Annotated in this window: 22 protein-coding genes and 1 riboswitch; of the genes, 18 read left to right on the plus strand and 4 right to left on the minus strand. The window is 26.5% G+C overall.

What is annotated here, in order from left to right:
* Positions 1-103 precede the first annotated feature (103 nt).
* A complete protein-coding gene (locus ATCC9714_RS02560; RefSeq protein WP_057544390.1) occupies positions 104-1,276 on the minus strand; it encodes a cohesin domain-containing protein in 1,173 nt (390 codons plus the stop codon).
* A 219-nt stretch (positions 1,277-1,495) separates the two neighbouring features.
* Positions 1,496-1,663, minus strand: coding sequence for a hypothetical protein (locus ATCC9714_RS02565; RefSeq protein WP_155484906.1), 168 nt, complete (start codon positions 1,661-1,663; stop codon positions 1,496-1,498).
* A 465-nt stretch (positions 1,664-2,128) separates the two neighbouring features.
* Here ATCC9714_RS02565 and ATCC9714_RS02570 point away from each other — a divergent pair, with 465 nt between their 5' ends.
* The 6 genes from ATCC9714_RS02570 to ATCC9714_RS02595 all read left to right on the plus strand — a co-directional run bounded on the left by ATCC9714_RS02570 (position 2,129) and on the right by ATCC9714_RS02595 (position 7,077).
* Complete coding sequence (locus tag ATCC9714_RS02570) at positions 2,129-2,368, plus strand: DUF1653 domain-containing protein (RefSeq protein WP_021124884.1); 240 nt, start codon at positions 2,129-2,131, stop codon at positions 2,366-2,368.
* 16 nt (positions 2,369-2,384) lie between these two features.
* Complete coding sequence (locus ATCC9714_RS02575; RefSeq protein ID WP_021129020.1) at positions 2,385-2,606, plus strand: YdbC family protein; 222 nt, start codon at positions 2,385-2,387, stop codon at positions 2,604-2,606.
* Between the two features lie 207 nt (positions 2,607-2,813).
* The gene (locus ATCC9714_RS02580; RefSeq protein ID WP_021124882.1) at positions 2,814-3,182 is read left to right on the plus strand and encodes a phage holin family protein; all 369 of its coding nucleotides are present in this window, start codon (positions 2,814-2,816) and stop codon (positions 3,180-3,182) included.
* Positions 3,183-3,511: 329 nt separating this feature from the next.
* Positions 3,512-5,056: an ABC transporter permease/substrate-binding protein gene (locus ATCC9714_RS02585; RefSeq protein ID WP_057544391.1), complete on the plus strand. Its 1,545-nt coding sequence runs from the start codon at positions 3,512-3,514 to the stop codon at positions 5,054-5,056.
* A 10-nt stretch (positions 5,057-5,066) separates the two neighbouring features.
* On the plus strand, positions 5,067-5,795 hold the full coding sequence (locus tag ATCC9714_RS02590; protein ID WP_054631462.1) for an ATP-binding cassette domain-containing protein: 729 nt from the start codon (positions 5,067-5,069) through the stop codon (positions 5,793-5,795).
* Between the two features lie 226 nt (positions 5,796-6,021).
* Positions 6,022-7,077: an ABC transporter substrate-binding protein gene (locus ATCC9714_RS02595; RefSeq protein WP_057544392.1), complete on the plus strand. Its 1,056-nt coding sequence runs from the start codon at positions 6,022-6,024 to the stop codon at positions 7,075-7,077.
* Positions 7,078-7,161: 84 nt separating this feature from the next.
* Here ATCC9714_RS02595 and ATCC9714_RS02600 read toward each other — a convergent pair whose 3' ends face one another.
* Complete coding sequence (locus ATCC9714_RS02600) at positions 7,162-8,511, minus strand: GntP family permease (protein WP_330374691.1); 1,350 nt, start codon at positions 8,509-8,511, stop codon at positions 7,162-7,164.
* 263 nt (positions 8,512-8,774) lie between these two features.
* Here ATCC9714_RS02600 and ATCC9714_RS02605 point away from each other — a divergent pair, with 263 nt between their 5' ends.
* The 4 genes from ATCC9714_RS02605 to ATCC9714_RS02620 all read left to right on the plus strand — a co-directional run bounded on the left by ATCC9714_RS02605 (position 8,775) and on the right by ATCC9714_RS02620 (position 12,138).
* Positions 8,775-9,212, plus strand: a complete 438-nt coding sequence (locus tag ATCC9714_RS02605; protein WP_021129015.1) for a MarR family winged helix-turn-helix transcriptional regulator — start codon at positions 8,775-8,777, stop codon at positions 9,210-9,212.
* A gap of 11 nt (positions 9,213-9,223) precedes the next feature.
* Entirely contained in the window at positions 9,224-10,606 is a 1,383-nt protein-coding gene (locus ATCC9714_RS02610) for an MATE family efflux transporter (protein ID WP_057544394.1), read from the plus strand.
* Between the two features lie 145 nt (positions 10,607-10,751).
* Positions 10,752-11,159, plus strand: coding sequence for a bacteriohemerythrin (locus ATCC9714_RS02615; protein ID WP_021124870.1), 408 nt, complete (start codon positions 10,752-10,754; stop codon positions 11,157-11,159).
* A 142-nt stretch (positions 11,160-11,301) separates the two neighbouring features.
* Positions 11,302-12,138 (plus strand): aldo/keto reductase, encoded by an 837-nt coding sequence (locus tag ATCC9714_RS02620; protein WP_057544395.1) that lies wholly within the window; start codon positions 11,302-11,304, stop codon positions 12,136-12,138.
* A gap of 62 nt (positions 12,139-12,200) precedes the next feature.
* Here the strand turns inward: ATCC9714_RS02620 and ATCC9714_RS02625 are convergent, their stop codons facing one another.
* Positions 12,201-13,316, minus strand: coding sequence for a PQQ-dependent sugar dehydrogenase (locus ATCC9714_RS02625; RefSeq protein WP_330374692.1), 1,116 nt, complete (start codon positions 13,314-13,316; stop codon positions 12,201-12,203).
* Positions 13,317-13,712: 396 nt separating this feature from the next.
* On the opposite strand from ATCC9714_RS02625, the gene ATCC9714_RS02630 reads away from it, so the two are divergent.
* The 8 genes from ATCC9714_RS02630 to ATCC9714_RS02665 all read left to right on the plus strand — a co-directional run bounded on the left by ATCC9714_RS02630 (position 13,713) and on the right by ATCC9714_RS02665 (position 23,093).
* Positions 13,713-14,135, plus strand: a complete 423-nt coding sequence (locus ATCC9714_RS02630) for a YmaF family protein (protein ID WP_021129010.1) — start codon at positions 13,713-13,715, stop codon at positions 14,133-14,135.
* Positions 14,136-14,449: 314 nt separating this feature from the next.
* Positions 14,450-15,463, plus strand: a complete 1,014-nt coding sequence (locus ATCC9714_RS02635; RefSeq protein ID WP_054631468.1) for a TDT family transporter — start codon at positions 14,450-14,452, stop codon at positions 15,461-15,463.
* 351 nt (positions 15,464-15,814) lie between these two features.
* The gene (gene cplR / locus ATCC9714_RS02640) at positions 15,815-17,464 is read left to right on the plus strand and encodes an ABC-F type ribosomal protection protein CplR (RefSeq protein ID WP_057544397.1); all 1,650 of its coding nucleotides are present in this window, start codon (positions 15,815-15,817) and stop codon (positions 17,462-17,464) included.
* A gap of 307 nt (positions 17,465-17,771) precedes the next feature.
* Entirely contained in the window at positions 17,772-18,221 is a 450-nt protein-coding gene (locus ATCC9714_RS02645) for a LytTR family DNA-binding domain-containing protein (RefSeq protein ID WP_054631470.1), read from the plus strand.
* 1 nt (position 18,222) lies between these two features.
* Entirely contained in the window at positions 18,223-18,663 is a 441-nt protein-coding gene (locus tag ATCC9714_RS02650) for a DUF3021 domain-containing protein (protein ID WP_021124858.1), read from the plus strand.
* Positions 18,664-18,829: 166 nt separating this feature from the next.
* Positions 18,830-19,699: a DUF4300 family protein gene (locus tag ATCC9714_RS02655; RefSeq protein ID WP_057544398.1), complete on the plus strand. Its 870-nt coding sequence runs from the start codon at positions 18,830-18,832 to the stop codon at positions 19,697-19,699.
* Positions 19,700-19,823: 124 nt separating this feature from the next.
* Positions 19,824-20,513, plus strand: coding sequence for an MgtC/SapB family protein (locus ATCC9714_RS02660; RefSeq protein ID WP_057544399.1), 690 nt, complete (start codon positions 19,824-19,826; stop codon positions 20,511-20,513).
* 280 nt (positions 20,514-20,793) lie between these two features.
* Positions 20,794-20,870: riboswitch (cyclic di-GMP riboswitch) on the plus strand.
* A gap of 156 nt (positions 20,871-21,026) precedes the next feature.
* A complete protein-coding gene (locus ATCC9714_RS02665) occupies positions 21,027-23,093 on the plus strand; it encodes a methyl-accepting chemotaxis protein (RefSeq protein WP_054631474.1) in 2,067 nt (688 codons plus the stop codon).
* Positions 23,094-23,106 lie beyond the last annotated feature (13 nt).

The following is a 23,106-nucleotide window of genomic DNA, read 5'->3' on the forward strand; positions in this document are numbered from 1 at the left end:
TATATTATAGAATATAGACTGTACTTGCTATGGGCATAAGTTTAGTAAAAAACTTTAGTTTTGAATATAAAATAAAAATATAAAATAAACCAAATAAATATTACTATTTATTTGGCTCATAATTTGGATTATCTATCATTAATTTACCTATTTCTAATAAATCGGATTCATCTATAGCATTATTTATATCTATATCTGTATTGAATTTAGATAACTCTTTAGACTTAGGATCTTTTTTGAAATTCCTGGCGTCAATAGCTAAATCCAAAAGTGTAAATTCACCATTTCCATTTACATCTTTTAATTCTTCTATTATTATTTTACCTTGGTCACATTGTTCTTCTGTTAAATCTTTTTCCATCTCGATTCCATCAGAAACTCTACCTTTTGTTACATCTACAATAGCTTCCCCTTTGTTTATTCCTTTAAATTTTAATTTAAGTAATATTTTTTTAGCATTAACTATATTTGATTCACCTTTACTTGCTAATATGACTCTTAATTCCCCGTTTTTATCGTTTTTTATATCTTTTACTAATTTAATTCCATCGATTTCTTCAAACCCTATAAATTTAAGTTTTTGAGTATCGTATTTTATTCTGACATCTTCGGCTGCTATTTGAGTTATATTATTAATAGTTAAATCAGTAGTTACTTCTTCATTTAATTTGATTTTTTCTTTAATTGGTTCTATATCTAATACCGTTTTAGAATTATTCGAATTTTTACCAAATCTTAATCTTCCTATAACAAGTGAACCTGAACTGTAAATATCTTTAAATAAAATCCTAAACTTAGAATATTCTTTCTTGCATTCAACTGGATATCTTCTGGTTTCTGTTGTAGATGTCCAGTTTGGGGCATCAGTAACTGTATGAATAGTTTCCCATTTTCCATCAGTATATCCTTGAAACTCCCAGCTTTTACACATATACCCACCATCTAAATTATATCTATCATGTACTGCTTCGATTTCATAGAAATCAATTTTTGTTCCTTTTTGAAAGTCATAACCAAGATATTCATCTTTTATTTTATCACGTGCAGCACCCCAACCGACTGCTTTGTCTGATGGACTTAAGAATGCATTTCCTTTATCCCATCTAGTAGTACCGTCAACCCAATGACTACTTTCAAAAACATTTTCTGGTTTTGATGTATCTAAAAACTCAACATTTTCTTTTGAATTTTCTGCAAAGCTATAAATACTTGAATTAATGCACATAGGCAAAGCCATAATTATTAGCAAAAATAATAACTTAAATTTCTTTTTCATTAAATCTCTCCTTAAATATGTTTTGTAATTTTTGATTATGAATGAAATCTCCTAAAATAGAAATTTCAACTTAAGTTAGAATATATTGATTTTTAACAATTTTCAATAGTTATGGAGTAAAATAGGGAAAATACGGAGTGAATGATATTAAAATTATATTTAATAGTTAAAAATTTATAAGTTATTTACTGTATTATACCAAAATAAAAATGATCTAGATTAATCTAGATCATTTTTATTTTGATATTTTTTAAATTTGTAAATAAAAAATAAATTAAATACTATAAGTCCAGATACTAAAATATCCATTTTAGATACTGAAGATGCATCTATATGATGCAAATATAATAAACCTAAAGATAAGTTTATTAAAAAAAGTTTATTCATTTCTCCCCCTGATAAACCAATATCCCAAAATTAAATTATTTTATTTATAAACTTATAATAACATGATGAATATAATTTGGCTATATGAGAAATTGGATTAAACTAAATACAGTAAAATACAAATATTTTAATATATTATTAAGGAATATAACGTAAGTAGTTAATACAAGTATATGAAGTGAAATACGGGGAAAAATAAATTATTATAATATATAATTAAATATAAAATTTAGATTGAAATTATAGGGTAAATATTGAAATTTAACAGCATAAATAAAAAAATCATGAATAGCTTGTGATAAGATAATTTTTCCGGTTAATAATAAATTGACAAATTAAATTTAAATATTGTTAAGGAATAAAACTAAATTATTAAAATTAAAAATGTTATATAATATAGAATATAAATGATGTTAAAATGGGTATAAGATACATATTAAGCAAAAGAAGAAAAGAGGTAAATTTATGAGTAATGAGATACAAATACAAAGACCATATAGGCATTTTAAAGGTAACTTATATTATGTACACAGTATAGTGAAACATTCAGAAACTGGGGAAGAGTTGGTTTCTTATCAAATGCTATATCCTCCTTATGATATGTATGTTAGACCTCTTTCTATGTTTAAGGAAAAAGTAGAAGAAGGTAGAGAGGATAATATAACTAATCAAACTTATAGATTTGAGTTATATACAGGAAAATAAATAAGAGGTGAATATAATGGCAGGTATAAAATTTGAAATAGAGGAAAATTTCGGAGTAGTTTCAGAGTCAGCTAATGGTTGGACAAAAGAATTAAATTTAGTCAGTTGGAATGGTAGACCAGCTAAGTTTGACATAAGAGATTGGGACGAAGAACATCAAAAGATGGGTAAGGGAATTACTTTAACTACAGATGAAGTAAGAGAACTTAAAAAAATATTAAATGATATAGATTTATAAAAAGGGTACTGATTAGTACTCTTTTTTATTTAAAATTTTACAAATATTATAGAGAATATTATCTAACATAGTGGTCAATATATAAATATAAATAGATATTATTAAATATTTATTTATATTAAAATCCAATTATGTAATTCGTGTAGAGGATTTATAATATTAAATACAAAACAGTAATTATATAATTTTATTAAAGGAGTGGCTTCTATGGGATATGATAATAATGAACAAAGAAACAATAATAGTAGTATATTAAGATGGATAGGAAGATTTGTACTAGTTGCAATTATTTTAATGGTGACATCATTTGTAACTCCAGGATTTTCAATAAATGGAGTATGGTCATTTTTAATAGCTGCTGTTGTAATATCTGTATTAGATTATTTAGTAGAATTACTTATGGGAGTGGATGCATCTCCTTTTGGAAAAGGTATAAAAGGGTTTATAATTGCAGCTATAATAATATACTTAGCACAATTTTTAGTTCCTAATATGGGAGTAACTATTATAGGTGCTATATTGGCAGCTATAGTTATTGGAATTTTGGATGCAGTATTTCCAGCTAGAGCTATGTAAATTTTAACTTATAAAAACAGTTTAATTAAAAGTAATATAAATAGCCGTATCATGAAAAAGTGATACGGCTATTTATATTACTTTTAATTAGTTTTAAACAACATGTTTATTACTATAAATTAATTAAATGTTATTTTAAATAAAATTGGGTATAAATTATAAAATAATATTCAAATAAGTCAGTTTAAAAGGAATATTCTGATATTTTTAAAAAGTTATAACAAATAATTAAAAAGAATATATATAGAAGAATAAATAGTAAAGTAAGTTTAAAAGGGTATCAGTGTTATTATACACAAGTAAAAATTTAAACATAGGATGGTAAAAAAATGCTTAATCAGATATTAAATATTTTAATTGAAAGAAGAGATTTTTTCATTGATTTAACTACTCAACATCTAGAAATTTCAATAATAGCTATTATTATTGCAGCTTTTTTAGGACTTATTCTTGGAGTGATAATCAGTGAGTATGATAAATCTTCTAGTTTCGTATTGGGGTTGGTAAATTTTATTTATACTATTCCATCTATCTCATTATTAGGAATTTTGATTCCGTTTTCAGGAATAGGAAATACTACTGCAATAATTGCATTAACTATATATGGGCTACTTCCGATGGTGCGAAGTACTTATACAGGAATAAAAAGTATAAATCCGATTATTATTGAAGCTGCAGAGGGAATGGGAAGTACTAGGTTTCAAATTTTATACAAGATAAAATTACCACTAGCAATTCCGGTTATTATGTCAGGTTTAAGAAATATGGTTGTTATGACAATAGCTTTAACTGGTATCGCTTCATTTATAGGTGCAGGTGGTCTTGGAGTAGCAATATATAGAGGGATTACAACAAATAATGAAGCTATGACCATAGCTGGGAGTATATTAATTGCACTGCTTGCTTTAGGGCTAGATACTATACTTGGATTTGTAGAAAAATCATTAAATAGAAAGAAAAATAAAAAACTGAGATTTAATAAAAAAATAATTTATTCATTAGCAGTTATATTGTTAGCAGTAGTTATAATTACTTCAGCATTTCATATTAAAAATGAAAAAAATACTATAAAAATTGCAACAAAGCCAATGACTGAACAATATATTATTGGAGAAATGATGAATAGTTTAATTGAAAATAAAACAGAACTAAACGTTGAATTAACTCAAGGTGTTGGTGGAGGAACATCAAATATCCAACCGGCAATGATAAAAGGTGAATTCGATATATATCCAGAATATACAGGAACAGCATGGAATAATGTTTTAAAAAAGAAAGATATATATAAAGAATCTATGTTTTCTAAATTACAAGATTTGTATAATAAAGATTATAAATTTAAATGGATTGGAATGTATGGATTTAACAATACCTATGGTTTAGCAATAAGAAAAGAAATTGCAGACAAGTATAATATAAAAACTTATTCTGATTTAGCTAAATATTCGAAGGATTTAGTTTTTGGAGCTGAATATGATTTTTATGAAAGAAAAGATGGGTTTAATGATTTAAACAAAGCTTATGGATTTAAATTTAAGCGTAATGTAGAGCTAGATATAGGATTAAAATATAAAGCTATGAAAAATAAAAACATTGATGTTATGAATATTTTTACTACAGATGGGCAACTAAATTCATCAGATATAGTTGTACTTAAAGATGATAAAAATTTCTATCCATCATATATGTGTGGAAATGTGGTTAGGGAAGAAGTTATAGATAAACACCCAGAGTTAAAAGCGGTTTTACTAGAATTAAGTAATAAAATAGATGATAAAGAAATGGCTAAACTAAATTATAAGGTAGAGGTAGAAGGAAAAGAGCCAAAGGCAGTTGCTCAAGAGTTTTTAATTGAAAGAGGGTTATTAAAGTAGGAGGATTATTATGAATAATGATGTGATTATAAAAATGAAACATATTAAGAAAACTTATGATGATAAGGTTATTATCAAGGACCTTAATCTAGATATAAATAAAGGAGAATTTATTACTGTAATAGGAAGCTCTGGATGTGGGAAAACAACAGTATTAAAAATGATTAATGGACTTAATACTCCAGATAAAGGAGATATATTTATAAATGGGAAAAATATAAAAAATGAAAATATTATAGAACTTAGAAGAAAGATTGGGTATTCAATTCAAGGCAGTGCTTTGTTTCCACATTTGACAGTAGAAAAAAATATTTCTTATGTACTAGATTTAATTAATGAAAAAAATAAGGATGAAATAAAAGAGTCTATTTTAAAATTAATTAAAGTAGTAGGTTTAGAAGATAATATATTAAATAGATATCCAGATCAATTATCAGGAGGTCAACAACAAAGAGTAGGTATTGCAAGGGCACTAGCTGCACAACCAGATATATTATTAATGGATGAACCTTTTGGGGCGGTAGATGAAATAACAAGAAAGCAATTACAAAATGAGATTGTTAAAATTCATAAAGATTTAGGAGTTACCACAATTTTTATAACTCATGATATAAAAGAAGCATTAAAGCTTGGTACTAGAGTTTTAGTAATGGATAAAGGCGAAATTGTTCAATTTAACAAACCTGAAATTATAAAAAATCATCCAGCAAATGATTTTGTTAAAGAGCTTGTATTATAGAAATTAAAAGAGACTATTTATAGTCTCTTTTAATTTTGTTATATGATTATAGACATATTAATAGATAAAATATAAATATATAATAAATGGATATAAGAAAATCACTACTTTATATAGAATTGTTTAGGTAGTAAAATAGACTAGTTATAATAAATAAAAAGTAGATTAGTTACTAATGGTTTTGGGTATTAAAATAATCCCTAAAAACAATAGAAAGGATTGGAGAATGAAAAAAATATTAAAATTATTGAGTTTATCAATTTGTGTTATAGTAACATGTGCATTTTTTGTAGGATGTAGCAAAAAAACTTCAGAACAAATAAGTTTTCTTAACTATGGAGAAAATATAGATAAAGAAACTGTAAAACAATTTGAAAAAAAATATGGTATAAAAGTGAACATTGAGACTTTTGATGATATGGAAACAATGTACCAAAAAATCAGCAAAGGAGCAGGTCAATACGATGTTATTTTAGTATCTGATGCTTTGATGCCAAGGATGATTAAAAATAATCTTGTTCAAAAATTAAATAAAGATAACATACCTAATATATCTCAGATGGATAAAGATTATTTAAATTTAAAAATTGATCCAGGTAATAAATATTCAGTTCCTTATATGTTTGGAACAGTAGGACTTATTTATAATAAAGATGTAGTAAAAGAAAAAGTGGATAGTTGGGATATATTATGGAATGAAAAATATAAGGATAAAATCTTTATGTTTGATACTTATAGAGATACAATGGGAGCGGCATTAAAGAAACTTGGATTTTCTTTAAATACAACTAATCCAAAAGAGATTGAAGAAGCTAAGAATTTATTAATTAGTCAAAGAAAATCAGTAAATCCGATATATGGAGTTGATAATGGAACTACAATGATTCCAGCAGGAGAATCTGATATAAATATGATTTGGTCTGGAGAAGGATTAAATCTTCAAGAAGAGAATCCTAATCTAGTTTATGTAGTACCTAAGGAAGGTGCAAATTTCTGGATAGATAGTTTATGCATACCTAATAATGCTAAAAACGTTGAAGGTGCTGAGAAGTTTATAAACTTTGTAAGTGATAAGGAAAGTGCATTAAGAATAGCTGATGAAATAGGATATACAACTCCAAATAAAGAAGCTAGATTAAAACAACCAGAAAAAGTTAAAAATAATCCTAATGCATATATGCCTAAAGAAATAATGGAAAGATGTGAAATATACACTGATTTTCCAAGTGATGTTAAAAGACTATATGATGATGCATGGACACAAATAAAATCAGATAATTAAAAAATAAAGAAAGGTCAATAAAATGACCTTTCTTTATTTTTTATAATAAATCGTATATTATATTCATTTACATATATATATACGTTAAACTCCAAATCGAATAGAAGTTAATATCACAACTATAGAAGTTACAAATATTGGAATAACCACAGAAGTTACAAAGATGTCTTTATAAGCTTCCTTATGAGTCAAACCACAAATTGCAAGAGTAGTAATTACTGCTCCATTATGAGGAAGAGTATCTAATCCACCTGAAGAAAGTGAAGCGATTCTATGAAGAATTTCTGGCGGAATATGCAAAGCTTGGCTCATATGTAAATAGGTTGGAGCTAGAGCATTAAGGGAGATTTCAAGGCCTCCAGAAGCTGAAGCTGTAAGACCACAAATTAAGTTTACCGATAAAGCCTCAGATATTATTGGATTTGATGAAATCCCAAAAATAAAAGATTGTATAACACTAAATATTGCTAAAGATTTTATTACGCTTCCATACCCAACTATAGCACTAGAATTTAATAATGGTTTAAAAGAGTTAGTAACACCTATATCTAGTACTGATTTTATATTTTTTATTTTTTTAAAATTAGTCAATAAAATAAATACATCAGCTAAAACTATAGCTATTATTACACTCCAAGTACCTGAAACATTACTTAATGTAGTATTAAATTTACTTAAATAACCTCCATCTATATTTTCATAATAAATTCTTGAGAAGAATAAGTTAGTTATGAAAATTATTACTATAGGAAGTATTGATTTTAAAATACTTGGTAAATCCTCATAATTTTCTAAAACTATATCATCACTATGATTTCCGTAACCCTCATTGTTAGCTTTAGCAGAATTTACACGCTTTGTAAGCCAAATCATACCAAGTGATAACATCATAATACTTGCAAATATTCCTATAAATGGAGCGGCAAAAGTATCTGTTCCAAAATATTTCATTGGAATAACATTTTGAATTTCAGGGGAACCAGGTAATGCAGTCATAGTAAAAGTGAAAGCTCCAAGGGCTATTGTTCCAGGGATTAGCCTTTTAGGAATATTTGCCTCTCTAAACAACATAGAAGCAATAGGATAAAGAATAAATGCAACTACAAATAAAGAAACACCTCCATAAGTAAGTATTGCTCCAGATAATACTACTGCTAATACTGACTTATCTTTTCCAAGTTTTCTAGTTATAAAATGTGCTATTGATTTAGCATAGTCAACCTCTTCCATTAGCTTTGCAAAAATTGCTCCAGTCATGAAAAGAGGGAAGTAATTTTTTATAAAATTTGCAAATCCTAACATGTATACTTCTGTATAGTTAGCCATTAAATGTCCCTTAAATCCAGTAGTAATAATTATTGTTATCAATGCAATTATTGGAGCTGTAATTATTGTTGAGTATCCTTTGTAGGCAAGATACATTATAAGTATCAAAGATAAAATTAATCCTAATATGCTAAACATTATAATTTAATATCAAAATAATTTTGACAATCTCCTTTCTATAGCTATTTTAGTTTTTTTAATATTTCTTTATTTTACCCTTTAACCAGTTGTATAAACAGATTTGATTATAATTTAAAATATTAAGTAAAATGAATGATTTATAATTAACCTATAAAAAAGTTGCATAAGCAACTAATATATGGTATATTATATAAAGTTGCGTATGCAACTAAAAGGAAGGTGGATTTGATATGAATAAAGATAACTATGAGAAGAAAAGACATATAGGCAAATATATATCTCAATTATATAGAAAATCGAGTGTATTCATAAATAAAGAATTAGCTAAATATGGTATTAGATCAGGACAACTTATGTTTTTAATGGATTTGTACCTTAAAGATGGAAAAAATCAAGAAGAAATATCAGAAAGATTAAAGATAGATAAGGCTACAACAGCTAGAGCATTAAAAAAATTAGAAGAACAAGATTTTATAAAAAGAATTAGAGATGATAATGATAAAAGGTCTAATAAAATATATTTAACAGATACATCAAAAGATTTAAAAGAAGAAGTATATGGTGTTTTAGATGAATGGAATGAAAAAATAAGTAAAAGTTTAACTAGAGAAGAAAAAGAAACTTTAGCAAATTTGCTTGAAAAAGTATGTAAAAACATAAATGCATAAGGAGGTTATTAATGAATAAATCTGATAACATATTAGGAACAGAATCAATAAGTAAGTTATTATTAAAATATTCAGTACCAGCAATTATAGGAATGATGGTAAATGCACTTTATAATGTGGTAGATAGGATGTTTATAGGAAATATACCAGGGGTTGGACCTATGGCAATAACAGGACTTGGAGTGACTATGCCGATAATGACAATAATAATTGCATTTGGGATGCTTGTTGGTATAGGTGCAGTTACAAACACATCTTTAAAGTTAGGTGAAGGGAAGAGAAAAGAAGCAGAAAAAATTGTAGGTAATGCAATAACTTTGGCAATAATAATAGGATTTATATTAACAATAGTTGTAGCTATGTTTTTAAGCAAAATACTTATGATGTTTGGTGCTAGTGAAGGTACTCTACAGTATGCAAAAGATTATATGGGTGTTATATTAATTGGGACTATATTTAGTATAATGGCTATGATGTTTAACAACTTGATAAGAGGCGATGGTAACCCAAAGCTTTCAGCTATTATAATGGCCGTTGGTTGTTTCACTAATATAGTATTAGACGCAGTATTTATATTTGTATTTAACATGGGAATACAAGGAGCTGCACTTGCTACTATTATATCTCAAGGAATTACAGCTATATGGGGGCTTTTATATTACTCAAGAGGAAAGTCAAATGTAAAACTTAAAAAAGCCAATTTAAAGTTAGATAAAAAAATAGTTTTAACAATATTTGCAATAGGAGGAGCTCCATTTGCAATGCAACTAGCTACGAGTTTAGTTCAACTTACAATTAATCACTCTCTAAAGAGCTATGGAGGAGATTTATCAATAGGTGCAATGGCAACAATAAGTTCAATAAATATGATCTTTGTAATGCCTGCATTTGGGCTAGTACAAGGAATGCAACCAATAGTAGGATTTAACTATGGAGCAAAAAAATATGATAGAGCTAAAAAGACTTTAAGAATTACTTTAGTAGCATCAACTATTATATTTATATTAGGATCTTTAGTTGTACAATTTGATCCACAATTATTAGTTGGAATGTTTAATAAAGATCCACAACTTATGAGTATAACTGTAAATGGATTAAAAAAATATTTATTTGCATTACCAATAATAGGAGTATCAATCGTAGGTACTAATTATATACAATCAACAGGAAATGCAAAGATGGCTATGATATTAAGCTTATTAAGACAAGTTATAGTATTAATACCTATGGTTTTAATTTTACCTAAATTTTTTGATTTAAATGGTGTTTGGTTTGCGCAACCAACTGCTGATATTGTATCATCTATTTTAACAGGTATAGTTTTACTTAAAGAAATTAGAAAATATCCTCAAATTCAAGAATCTGAATTAATGGAAGTCATAGAAGTTTTATAGTATAAAAGGAGTATTTTAATGGAGTAGCATTAAAGTACTCTTTTTTTATTAAAAGCTAAATTATTATATAAGGTTTTCATAAGAAAAACCGTATAATGATAAGATAAGAAAATTTCAAGTAATATATAAATTGTGGAGGATAGAAATGATATATAAATGGTCGGATGACTTACTAACAGGGAATACACAAATTGATACAGAACATAAAGAGCTTATAAAAGCAATTAATGATTTATTAGAAGCTTGTAGTAAGGGAAAAGGTAGAGCTGAAATAGAAAAAACAGTAAAATTCTTATCTTCTTATACGAAAACTCATTTTGGACACGAAGAAGTTTTACAAATGAAATACAAATACCCTGATTTTGAAAATCATAAAAGGTATCATAAACATTTTGTAGATACTGTTGATAACATACAGAAGAAGCTCTTAGCAGATGGTCCAAGTATTGCTTTAGTTGGTGAGATTAATAGTAAAGTTGCAAATTGGATAATAAGCCATATAAAAAGAGAAGATGTTAAAGTAGCAGCACATATAAGAAATAATTCTAAGTAAATTAAGTATATATTTTATCACTACTTAAAATGGGGGCAATAGCTCCTATTTTTATTTTTGCAATATAATACTATTTTAAAAAATATTGCATGATATAATAATTAAAAGCAATTCAAAATATGAAATGGGGGAGAGATATTTTATGAGCAAAAAGATTAGAACACTTAACAATGGATTAAAAGTACCTGCAATAGGATTTGGAACATATAAATCAGGAAGTGATGAAGAAACTGCTAAAATAATAAAAAGCGCTTTAGATTCAGGGTATCAAATGATAGATACTGCTTATTTTTATGGAAATGAAGTAGGTATAGGTAGGGGTATAAAAGAAAGTAAAATAGATAGAGAAGAAATATTTTTAGTAACTAAGCTTTGGAATGATGATCATGGTTATAAAAAAGCTATTGAAGCTTTTAATAAATCATTAAAAAATTTAGGTGTAGATTATATAGACTTATATTTAATTCATTGGCCAAATAAATTAAATTCTGAAACGTGGAGAGCTTTTGAACATCTATATGAAATAGGAAAAGTAAAATCTATAGGAGTTTGTAATTTTAAAGAGATTCACTTAGAAGAATTAAAGCAGAGCGCAAAAATAATGCCTATGGTAAATCAAGTAGAGATTCATCCTTACAGTACTAAGAATGAAATAATTAATTATTGCAAAGATAATAATATACAAGTTGTTGCGTGGAGTCCTATAAGTAGAGGAAAAATATTTAGTGAAGAGTTGATGATTGATTTATCACAAAAATATAAAAAGACAATAGCACAAATAGTATTAAAATGGCATATTCAAAAGGGTATTATTCCTATACCAAAATCATCAAATGAAAATAGAATAAAGGAAAATATAGAAGTATTTGATTTTGAGCTTTCTAAGGAAGATATGATAGCTATTGATTTATTAAATAAAGGTGATGATATGTCTGTATCAAATCCACCATCTAATACAACATATAATGACTTTATATAAAATGAAAAACCGTGTCATAAGAAAATGATACGGTTTTTCATTTTATATAAATAAATATATATTCATTTTTGAATAAGACGAATTATTTTATCATCAGATAAATCAGGATTTCCTCTACCATCCCTATTACTTGTTGAAATATATATGGATCCATCTTTTCCATAAACAACTTCACGCAAACGCCCATACTCATTCTTTAAATATGATTCTATACTTTTTACTAGAGTTCCATCTTTATTTAAGGATATATTAAGTAGTTGCTGACCACGAAGTGTTGCAACCAATAAATTATCTTTCCAGGGTCCTTGATTTACAAAAGCAATTCCAGAAGGAGCCCAAGTATCTTCTTGGCTTTGTACTAGAGGTTTTGTTACTAAAATTTCAGAGGATTCTTCATCTCCTTGGACAATAGGCCATCCGTAATTTGATCCAGGATTTATTATATTTATTTCATCATGTGCCGATTGGCCATGTTCTGATGAATATAGCATATTATTTGAGTTCCAAGCTAAACCTTGAGGATTTCGATGACCTAAGCTGTAGATAGGAGAATTAGAAAAAGGATTATCACTAGGAATACTGCCATCTAATTCTATACGAAGTATTTTCCCAGCTAGACTTGTTATATCTTGAGCTAAATCAGGATTACCAGCATCACCTGTCGTTATATAGAGTTTTTTATCAGGACCTATTTTAATTCTACCTCCATTATGAATCTGACTTCCAGGAATTCTATCTAAAAGAATTTGGTCGATAGATGCTTTGTTATTTCTTTCAACTAACTTTATGACACGGTTATAAAGTTTATTACCTTCTGAGTATGAAGACATGACATATAAAAAATGATTTTGTGAAAAGTTTGGATCAAGTGCTATACCCATTAAACCACCTTCACCTTGACTTATAAATGGAGATCTAAAGGTGATAAGTGGATTTGGGTTTAGATTACTATTTTCGATAACTCTAATTGAACCAGACCTTTCTGTAAAATATATTTTTCCTTCATCACTAATAGCTATTGCCCAAGGGACATTTAAATTTTCAGCTACGATTTCAATTTTATAAGGAAATTGTCTTGATTTTAATGGCTTTATTTTTATTTTTTTATTTTTGTGATTAGGAAATATTGTATTAGATAAAAAATTATATATTATTTTTTTCATAGGACTACCCTCCAAAATATTTTATAATTAATATATTATTCTTAAAAGTAATTAAAGTTCTTATGGGATAAAGATAAAGGAAAAAGCGCAGTAAATTATTATAATTCATTGTGCTTTTTTATTAAATTGGGGAAATATGATTAGTATTAAAAATAATAGATATACTTTTGTATTTATAAATTATATGTAGATTTATAAAATTTATCTTTTAACTCTATTAATTTGCCTATTACATTAACTTTGTTTACCAAAAAATTTCAATGAATATAATTTATAATGTTGATATTGAAAAGACTAAGTATAAATAATTTATATATAATACATGCAAAATATGAACTTTTTCGACAAAATTTCATATTATATTAAGAGGTTTTTAAACCTCTTAATATAATATTGTGGAGAGATGCTAAAATGAGCTGTCAAAATTATAAAAGTCAAAACGATTGTAAAAAGCATTGTTCAGAAGATTACTGGGACTGGGGAAATTGGAATGATTGGCATGATTGTGATGAAGAAGAAATGAGACATGTTCATGAATATTCAGAAAGTGTAAAATTAGCAGAAGAAGGCGATGATAGACATAACCATCGTGCTGCGGGAGTTACAGGGGAAGCTATACCTATACAAGGTGGAACTAACCATGTTCATAAAATAAAAAATGACAATACAGACTTCCTTGATCATTTCCATAAAATATTCACTACAACAGGACCAGCAATTAATATACCGGGAACTAATAAACATGTTCACTTAGTATCTGGGAATACTACTGTTGCTGACGGCCATTTCCATCAATTTCTTTTTACTACTCAAATTGATGCACCACTAGTATAAATTTTGATGGAAAACTTTAATTTATAAAAATAAATTTAAAATATAATGCTTACCGGGACTATGATTATAATCATAGTCCTTTTTCGTTATTTATTGAGTTATTTTTTATAAAAAATAATCTTTAAAAGTAATAAATCGAACTACTAACTATCTGAAATTATAATAGTTTGATGCATAATCATTAATTTTATTAATGATTAGAATGGAAAAGTCAAATAAATCTAATGGTTAAAATGGTGGTATAGTATAAATATGAACAAGATAAAACGTAATGTTTAATATAAATTAGATAACTTAAATTAAGGGGTGGTTATATGAATAAATATTTAGATAAACTTGAAAACTTACACATAGGAATAAGTGGAACTTGTCTAGCATTTATAACACTTAGTAATTGTTGGCTAATTAAAGATATAGGATATTTAAAGCCGATTTCTATAGGCTTAGCAATTTGTATGCTTTCACTAATGTTAATTAGACTTATGAAGTTTCCAAAAGTTATGTTACAAGAGTTAAAAAATCCTGTTACAGGAACATTCTACCCAACAATTGGTATGGTAACTTGGTTAGTTTCTGGATATTTCTATCATAAATTTCCAATTACATGCAGTGTTTTATGGATAGGGGCAGTGATTTATCATTATGGAATTGTAGTATTTTATACAATAATAAGAATTAAAGAAAGAAACTTTAATAATATAATGCCAACTTGTTTTATCATATATACAGGTATGATAACAGGAAGTGTAGCAAGTAAAGGCATGGGAGGAATAATTCCACCAATAGCACACTTTATGCTTATGTTTGGATTTATATTTTATACTATACTTTTACCTGTAGTATTATATATAGTATTTAAAAGTGAGATATTAGATGATAAAAAATTACCTACTGTTGGTATTGTTTGTTCTCCAGCTCCACTTGGAATAGTTGGGATATTAACTATTGATCCTAATCCAAATATATATATGTTAACTTGGTTAATAGTAACAGGATTAATACTTTTAGTAGTGGTTTACTCATATATATTAAAGCTATTTAAAGAAGGGTTCAAACCAGCTTATGCTTCATTTACATTCCCATTAGCTATAGCAACACTAGCAGCTTTTAAACTATCAATATATTTTAATTCAATAGGATATGAAACTTTAGGAAGTGTATTTGAATTACTAGGAAATATTGAAATATTTATAGCGACATATGTAGTATTTTTTATACTATTAAACTTCTTAAATATGTTCTTTAAAGCTATAAATCCAAAAGTTGGAGATTATTTAGAGAAAGAAGAAAAATTAATTGGAGGGACTATATACTCTAGCAATAAATAACAAATATTAAAATTTAAAATAAATATAAGAGAATTGAAATGTTTAATTATGGCAATTTTAAATTTTTAAGTTTTAAATTAAATAAGTATGTAGATATTTTATAGAAAATAACATATAATGAAACTATATTAATGAAAGGGTATGGTATTTAAGAACATGAACAATTAATTTATTTTCAATAATTTAAAGTATTATTAAATTTTAAAGACCTATTTTATAGGTATGTTTATAATGCTTAAATTAAGGAAAGTAAATTATAGGGGTGTTTTTAATTATCATACCCTTTTTATGCAAATTTTTATTAAAACTTTATACTTTCCTTATATTTAAGTAAATATAGGAGGTTATTTTATGATAATAGCAAGTATTGATAAGTTAAAGAAATTTTACGGTGATAAATTAATATTAGATATAGATAAGTTTGAAATTAAAGAAAATGAAAAAATAGGATTAGTAGGAGACAATGGAGCAGGGAAAACAACCTTAATAAAGTTACTTATACAAGATATTGAGCCTGATGAAGGGTATATTTATCTAACTAATAGTTACTCATATATAAGTCAAAATGAAGACGATGAAAGTATATGTGAAGATAGCAAAATTAAGAGTTTACTAAATGTTCCAGATGAATATAAAGAATACCTTTCAGGAGGAGAAAAGGTTAAAGTAAGACTAGCAAATGCATTGAACGAAAAAAAGAAACTTATAATAGCTGACGAACCAACCTCTAACCTAGATATAGACAGCATAAAAATACTAGAGGATATGTTGAAAAACTATGAAGGCGCTTTATTATTAGTATCCCACGATAGGAAGTTTTTAGACTCTTTATGTAATACTATTGTAGAAGTAAAAGATAGTAAAATTAAAATATACAATGGAAATTATTCTAAATATGTAAATCTTAAAAAAGAAGAACAAAAGAGATCCAATTTTGAATATGAACAGTATATAAGTGAAAAGAAAAAATTAGAACAAGCTATAGTACAAAAAACTCAAAAAAGGGATAGTATTAAAAGAACACCAAAGAGAATGGGGAACTCAGAGGCAAGGCTTCATAAAATGGGAGGTCAGAAAGGGAAGAAAAAATTAGATGCAAATATTAAAGCAATACAAACTAGAATAGAGAAATTAGATGTAAAGGAAAAAACTAAAAATTCTAATATTATAGATATAAAGATTAAAGAGGGTATGGAAATATTAAGTAAAAACTTATTAGAAGTAAAAGATTTTACACTAAAGATTGAAGATAGATTACTACTTGATAATATCTCTTTTAAAATAAAAAGAGATAAAAAAACTGCTATTATAGGAAAGAATGGTTGTGGTAAAACCATGCTGCTTAAAGAAATTATTAAAGATAATAATAAATCTATTAAAATTAATAGCAGAGTAAAAATTGGATACTTTGATCAAAGTCAGGATACTTTAAATAGTTCAATTTCAATATTAGAAAACATAAAAAAAGATTCTTCTTTTGATGAGACATTTATAAGAATAAATCTTAGCTTATTTGGGTTTAAAGGTGATAGTGTTTATAATAAGGTAGAAAATCTTAGTGGTGGAGAGAAAGTAAAAGTAGCCCTATGTAAAATTATTTTAGAAGATAATAATTTATTAATACTAGATGAACCTACAAATTACCTTGATATTAATGCTATTGAAGCTTTAGAGGATGCATTAAAACATGTAGAAAAATCTATAATTATGGTATCTCATGATAAAGAATTTATATCAAATATATGTAATTATGTTATTGAGATAAAGGATAATAAGGTAATTGAATTTAATGGAACCTATAAAGAGTATGAGGATAGCAAAAAGAAATTAAAGCTAAGCCGTAAGGAGATAGAAAGTAAAGAAAATATGATGATTTTGGAAAATCAGCTAAGTTGTTTAATTTCATTATTATCTATAGAAACAGATAAAAATAAAAAAGATAAGTATGAAAGAGAGTATGAATACTTATTAGAAAAAATTAAAAAAGTTAAAATGATATAAATTAAGTTGCATTCTATAAAGTAAAAAAACTATATTCTAAAAAGGATATAGTTTTTTTATTTTGGAAGATGAGATTATAGATTCCAGATTGATATAATTTACTTTTAAATAATTATAGTAGGTATAGTAATTTTTATTAACGCAATTAAAAATGATTATGAAGAAAAATAGGAAGTACTTTTGAGTGCTTCTTATTTTTTATATAGAAAAAAACACCTTTTAATATAACAATATAACCGCTTATATATATTTTATATTATAAATAATTTTTATATCATATAATTAAGACAAGTAGGAGGAAACACATATGAAGATAGATATAGATATTGATAAAAAATACAAGGAGATACAAGTAATACTAAAGTCTCCAGATATGGATGAAGAAACACTAGAAATATTAGAAAAGTTAAAGACAAGAAAAACTAAATATATCCTTGGGAAAAAAGACAAGAAAATATATATATTAGATATAAATGAAGTATATATATTTTACAGTGAAAATCAAAAAGTATTTGTTGAAACAAATGATTGTAAGTATGAAGTTGAAGAAAGACTGTATGAAATTGAAGAAAACTTAAAAAGTACATCTTTTGTTAGAGTATCAAAATTTGCAGTGGTAAATATGAAAAAGGTTAGAAGTATAGATATGCATTTTAATGGAAATTTAACTATGAATTTTATAAATGATAAGAAAGAAAATATATCGAGAAGATACATATCAAAAATAAAAGATTATCTAAATAATGGAGGTTTTTAGAATGAACAAATATATTAAGAAATTTATAACTAGGGGATTAATTACAGGAATACCTTTTGGTGTTTTTATAGGGCAAGTTGTATTTGCGATATTTTTGTTGTTTACAGATGTTAAAAATATAGAAACTACTAAAGAACAATATTTTGTACAACTTATATCTTCAGCATTTACAGGATTTTATTGTGTAGGTTTAAGCGTTGTATTTAATATTGAAAAATGGAGTTTATTAAAACAAACTATTATAAACTTTTTAGGAATGGCAATAGTATATTTTCCAATTGCATATTTTACAGGCTGGATGCCTAAAAATTTTATAGGAATAGCTTACTTTACGTTAAACTATTTAATAGTTTATATAGTGGTATGGATTATATTTAAATATAAAATTAGACACATAAATAAACAACTAAGCAGGCAACTAAATAAAATCAATAAATATTAATAACAACATAGTCCAAAAAGTTTTGAAAATTTCAAAAAAATTTATATCAAATTTGTAATTATAAATTCATTGAAAGCTTGTAATTGCATAAGGTATACTAATCATGTCGACAAAAATATTTAAAAATTACGTCATAAATAATTGGAATATAAAATGGAGGACTTAAATGATAAGAAAGATTTTACCTTTAATAATTTCAGGAGCATTAATATTAACAGGGTGCTCAAAGACTAAAGAAGAAAAGATTGAAAAAGAAGAAAATAAAAAACTAACTTATTCAAATTTAATAGATGATAAAACTCAAAATGAAATAAAAGATATATTAATAGAAAGTAAAATTGATAAAGTTCAGTCACAATACTTTATAGATATAGTTAATAAATATAATAATAAATCTAGTTTGAATAAATTAGAAACTTCATCTAATGGATTTAAATCTATAAATACATTACAAGTACCTTATGATGAAGGTTATCTAGGTGGAATTTGGGATTTTAAAAAATTAAATTATATGGATTTTAACTGTAGATTAACAGCATTTATATTATTTAAAGATTTTATTAAATCAGAAGGAAAGCCTAATACAGAGGACAACACATTAATGTTTGATATAGATGCTATAAAAAATAATCCTATTAGTAAATTTACAAAAGAAGAGACTGATAAGTTTGAAAATTTATATGGAGCTATACCTGTAAAAAATTCTAAAGATGTAAAAGCACATTCAGAAGCAATAATTAAAGAATGGAAAAAAAGAAATATATCTTTTATAGATAATCCTAATGTATCAATGATAAATGTATTTTTACATATACCAGAAGATAGCAATGCATTTGTAGGTCATGTAGGTCTTTTAGTTAAAGATAAAGATGAATTTTTATTTATTGAAAAATATGGAGCATCTCTACCATATCAAGTATCTAAATTCAAAAACAAAAATGATGTTAAGGCTTACTTAATGGATAGATTAGATGTAAATACATCAGATAATGGAGCTTCAAAACCTATAATTATGGAAAATGATAAATTAATGTAGAAAAAAACGTATCACTAACATGTGATACGTTTTTTGTTTAAATGATATTAAATTATAAGTAGAGGGTATATATAAATTATTAAATTTCAGTTTAACTAATAATTTATGGATTGGAGCTAAATTTATGAATATACAAGACATTATAATAAGGATTTTATTAGCTATATTTATTGGGGGAGCAATAGGCTTTAATAGAGAGAGAGAAAATGTATCTGCAGGATTTAGAACTCATGCTTTAGTTTGTCTAGGGGCTACTATAGCAGCATTGATTCAGGTAGAGTTAGCTCAATTAGCTTTAAATGAGATTACAACTACGAAAGCACTGTCTGGAGCCATTAAAGTAAATGATGGAAGATTTATAGGTCAAGTTGTATCCGGTATAGGTTTTTTAGGCGCAGGAACTATAATCAAAACTAAAGGTTCTGTCCGAGGTTTAACGACAGCTGCATCAATATGGTCAGTTGCTTGTATTGGAATAGCCATAGGAATAGGATTTTATAGAGTGAGTATTTTGGGAGGGATAAGTATAATAATAGTTCTTGTTGTTTTAAAAAAAATAGAAGAAAAGTATATAACTAAAGCTAGCACTATAAAGCTAAAAGTTAAATATATATCAAAACAAGAAGCTATTAGAGAAATTCAAGAATCAATTCAAGGATATCAAGTAAACGTTGAAGGTATAGAAGTTATTTCAGATGATGAATGTATATATACATTAAGAAAATCTAAGCTTGTAGGTATAAGTGAAATTATAAGTATATTGAGTGAAAATAAAAATATAATTATGGTAACTAAACTTGATAGTACAAGTTAAAAAGAGAGCATGAAATAATGCTCTTTTTTATTTGAAAATTTACAAGATTTTCAGGAAAAGTATAAAAATAATTTGAAACAATAGGTATAGATCTGGAAATTCTCTAGGTCGTGGAAAAATTTACAAAAATTTAACTTTTGTTATTTTGATTTATGCCGTATTAAAAAGTATATATAAATTTATTTGAAAATATTATTTTAGTCCCTAAAACAATTTTAGTAAATAAATTACATAATTAGAATTTATTTATAAGTATTAAAAGTCATAAATTATAAATCTACAACTATATAGGCAAACCGAAGTAATTCGGCGCAGCAAAGCTATAGGGACTTTTTAAGAAGTTAGTCAGTTACAAAACTTATAATTAAAAAGGGGGTTAACTGGCTTAAGTTAACTCCCTTTTATTTTTATAAATACTGATTAATTTGTTAGTTAAATTTTTAATAGGAGGTGTTTAAGTAACAAATAATTAAAAAACTGTAAAAAAACAGTCAAAAAACGGGAGAAAAAGAAATGAAATTTAAATTTGGACATATTAGTAAAGAAAAAAACAAAAGTATAAAGATTCAACTTGCATTAACTATTGTATGTTTTTCAGTAGTTTGTTGTCTATGTTTAGGAGCAATAACAAGTTACCTAAATTATAAGACATCTAATACAATTTTATCCAAAACAGCAGTAGAAACTACTAAACAAGCTGCAGATACAGTTGCCCAAAAATTAACAAATGTAAAAAATGCAGCAATACAAACTGGAATCATAAAAGAACTTTCTGACCCGAAAGTTAGTGTAGAAGAAAAACAAAATATAATAAATAGGCAAGAAAAATTATATGGGCTAAAATTAGGACAAATTTTAGACGTAAGCGGTAAAGATTTATTCAGTGGAAAAGATTATTCAAGTAGAGATTATTTCAAAATCTCTATGGGAGGACAAGCTTATATGGGAAGTCCTGTAAAAAGTAAAGTAACAGGTCAACTTACACTTGTGGTTGCAGCTCCTATTTGGGAAAATGGAGTTCAAGGAAGTAAAATAGTTGGTGTTGTAACTTTTGATACAGATAAAGACTTCTTAAATGATATAGTTAATAATATAAAGATAAGTAAAAATAGTTATGCATATCTTTTAGATAAAGAAGGAACTACAATAGCGCATAGAGACACTAGTTTAATAGGTGTTGAAAATACTATAAGAGATGCACAAACAAATAAAGACTTAGAACCTTTTGCTGAGGCAGATAAAAAACTTATATCAGGTGCAACAGGAAATACTGATGTAGAGTTAAAAGGAGAAGATTGGATACTAGGCTATGCTCCAGTAAAAAATAGCAACAATTGGGGTATAGGCGTTATGATAAATAAAGGTGATTTCTTAGGCCAAATGTATAACTCTATTTTTATAACAGTAGTGTTATCTATACTATTTATAGTAGTGGCATTTATAGTAGCAGCTAAATTTGCTAGTATGATAGGAAATCCATTAAAACAATGTAGTGAGAGACTTAAAAAATTAGCTGAGGGAGATTTAAACTCAGAAATACCAGAAGTAAATGCTGAAAATGAAATAGGCTTAGTTGCAGATGCTACAGAAAAAATAGTTCAAGACTTTAGAGCTATGATAAATGAATTGACAAATATATTAACAGAAATAAGTGATGGTAACTTAGCTGTTGATATGGATTGTGATAAATTAAGATCTTTATTTGTAAATGATTTTGAACCTATGTTATTAGCAGTAGATAAAATAGTAGAAAGTTTAAATAGTACATTATCACAAATAAATCTTGCAGGTGAACAAGTTGCAATAGGATCAACTCAAGTAGCAGAAGGAGCACAAGTGCTTTCTCAAGGTGCAACAGAACAAGCAAGTTCAGTACAAGAACTTTCAGCTACTATGAGTGAGGTTTCAGAGCAGATACAACAAACGGCTGAAAATGCTGAAAAAGCAAAAGCTATATCTGTGAAATCGAGTGTAGCAACAGATAAAGGTAAAAAACAAATGAACGAAATGATTGCTGCAATGGATGAAATAAGCAATACATCAAATGAAATAGGAAATATAATTAAAAATATTGATGATATAGCATTCCAAACAAATATATTAGCACTTAATGCAGCAGTTGAAGCAGCTCGTGCTGGAGAAGCTGGTAAAGGATTTGCAGTTGTTGCAGATGAAGTTAGAAATCTTGCTGCAAAATCTGCTCAAAGTGCAAAAGATACAGCTGAATTAATAGAAAAATCACTTAAAGCAATAGAAAACGGAAGTGTAATAGTTTCAGAAACTGCAAAATCTCTTGAAGAAGTTGTAGAGAGCGCTAAACAATCAGCAGACGTTATACAAAAAATTGCAGATGCGAGTAGAGAACAAGCACAAAATGTAAATCAAGTAAATACTGGAGTAGAACAAATATCTGTAGTTGTACAAACTAACTCAGCTACTGCTGAAGAAAGTGCTGCAGCAAGTGAAGAGTTATCTAGTCAAGCTCAAATGCTAGAACAACTTATAGAGAAATTTAGATTAAAAGATAATCAAGGCAAGTACTATGATGCTAAGATGTTATTTAATAATGAAGACTTTTAATTAGTTAAATATT

Source organism: Paraclostridium sordellii (assembly GCF_000953675.1).
GTDB lineage: Bacteria > Bacillota > Clostridia > Peptostreptococcales > Peptostreptococcaceae > Paraclostridium > Paraclostridium sordellii.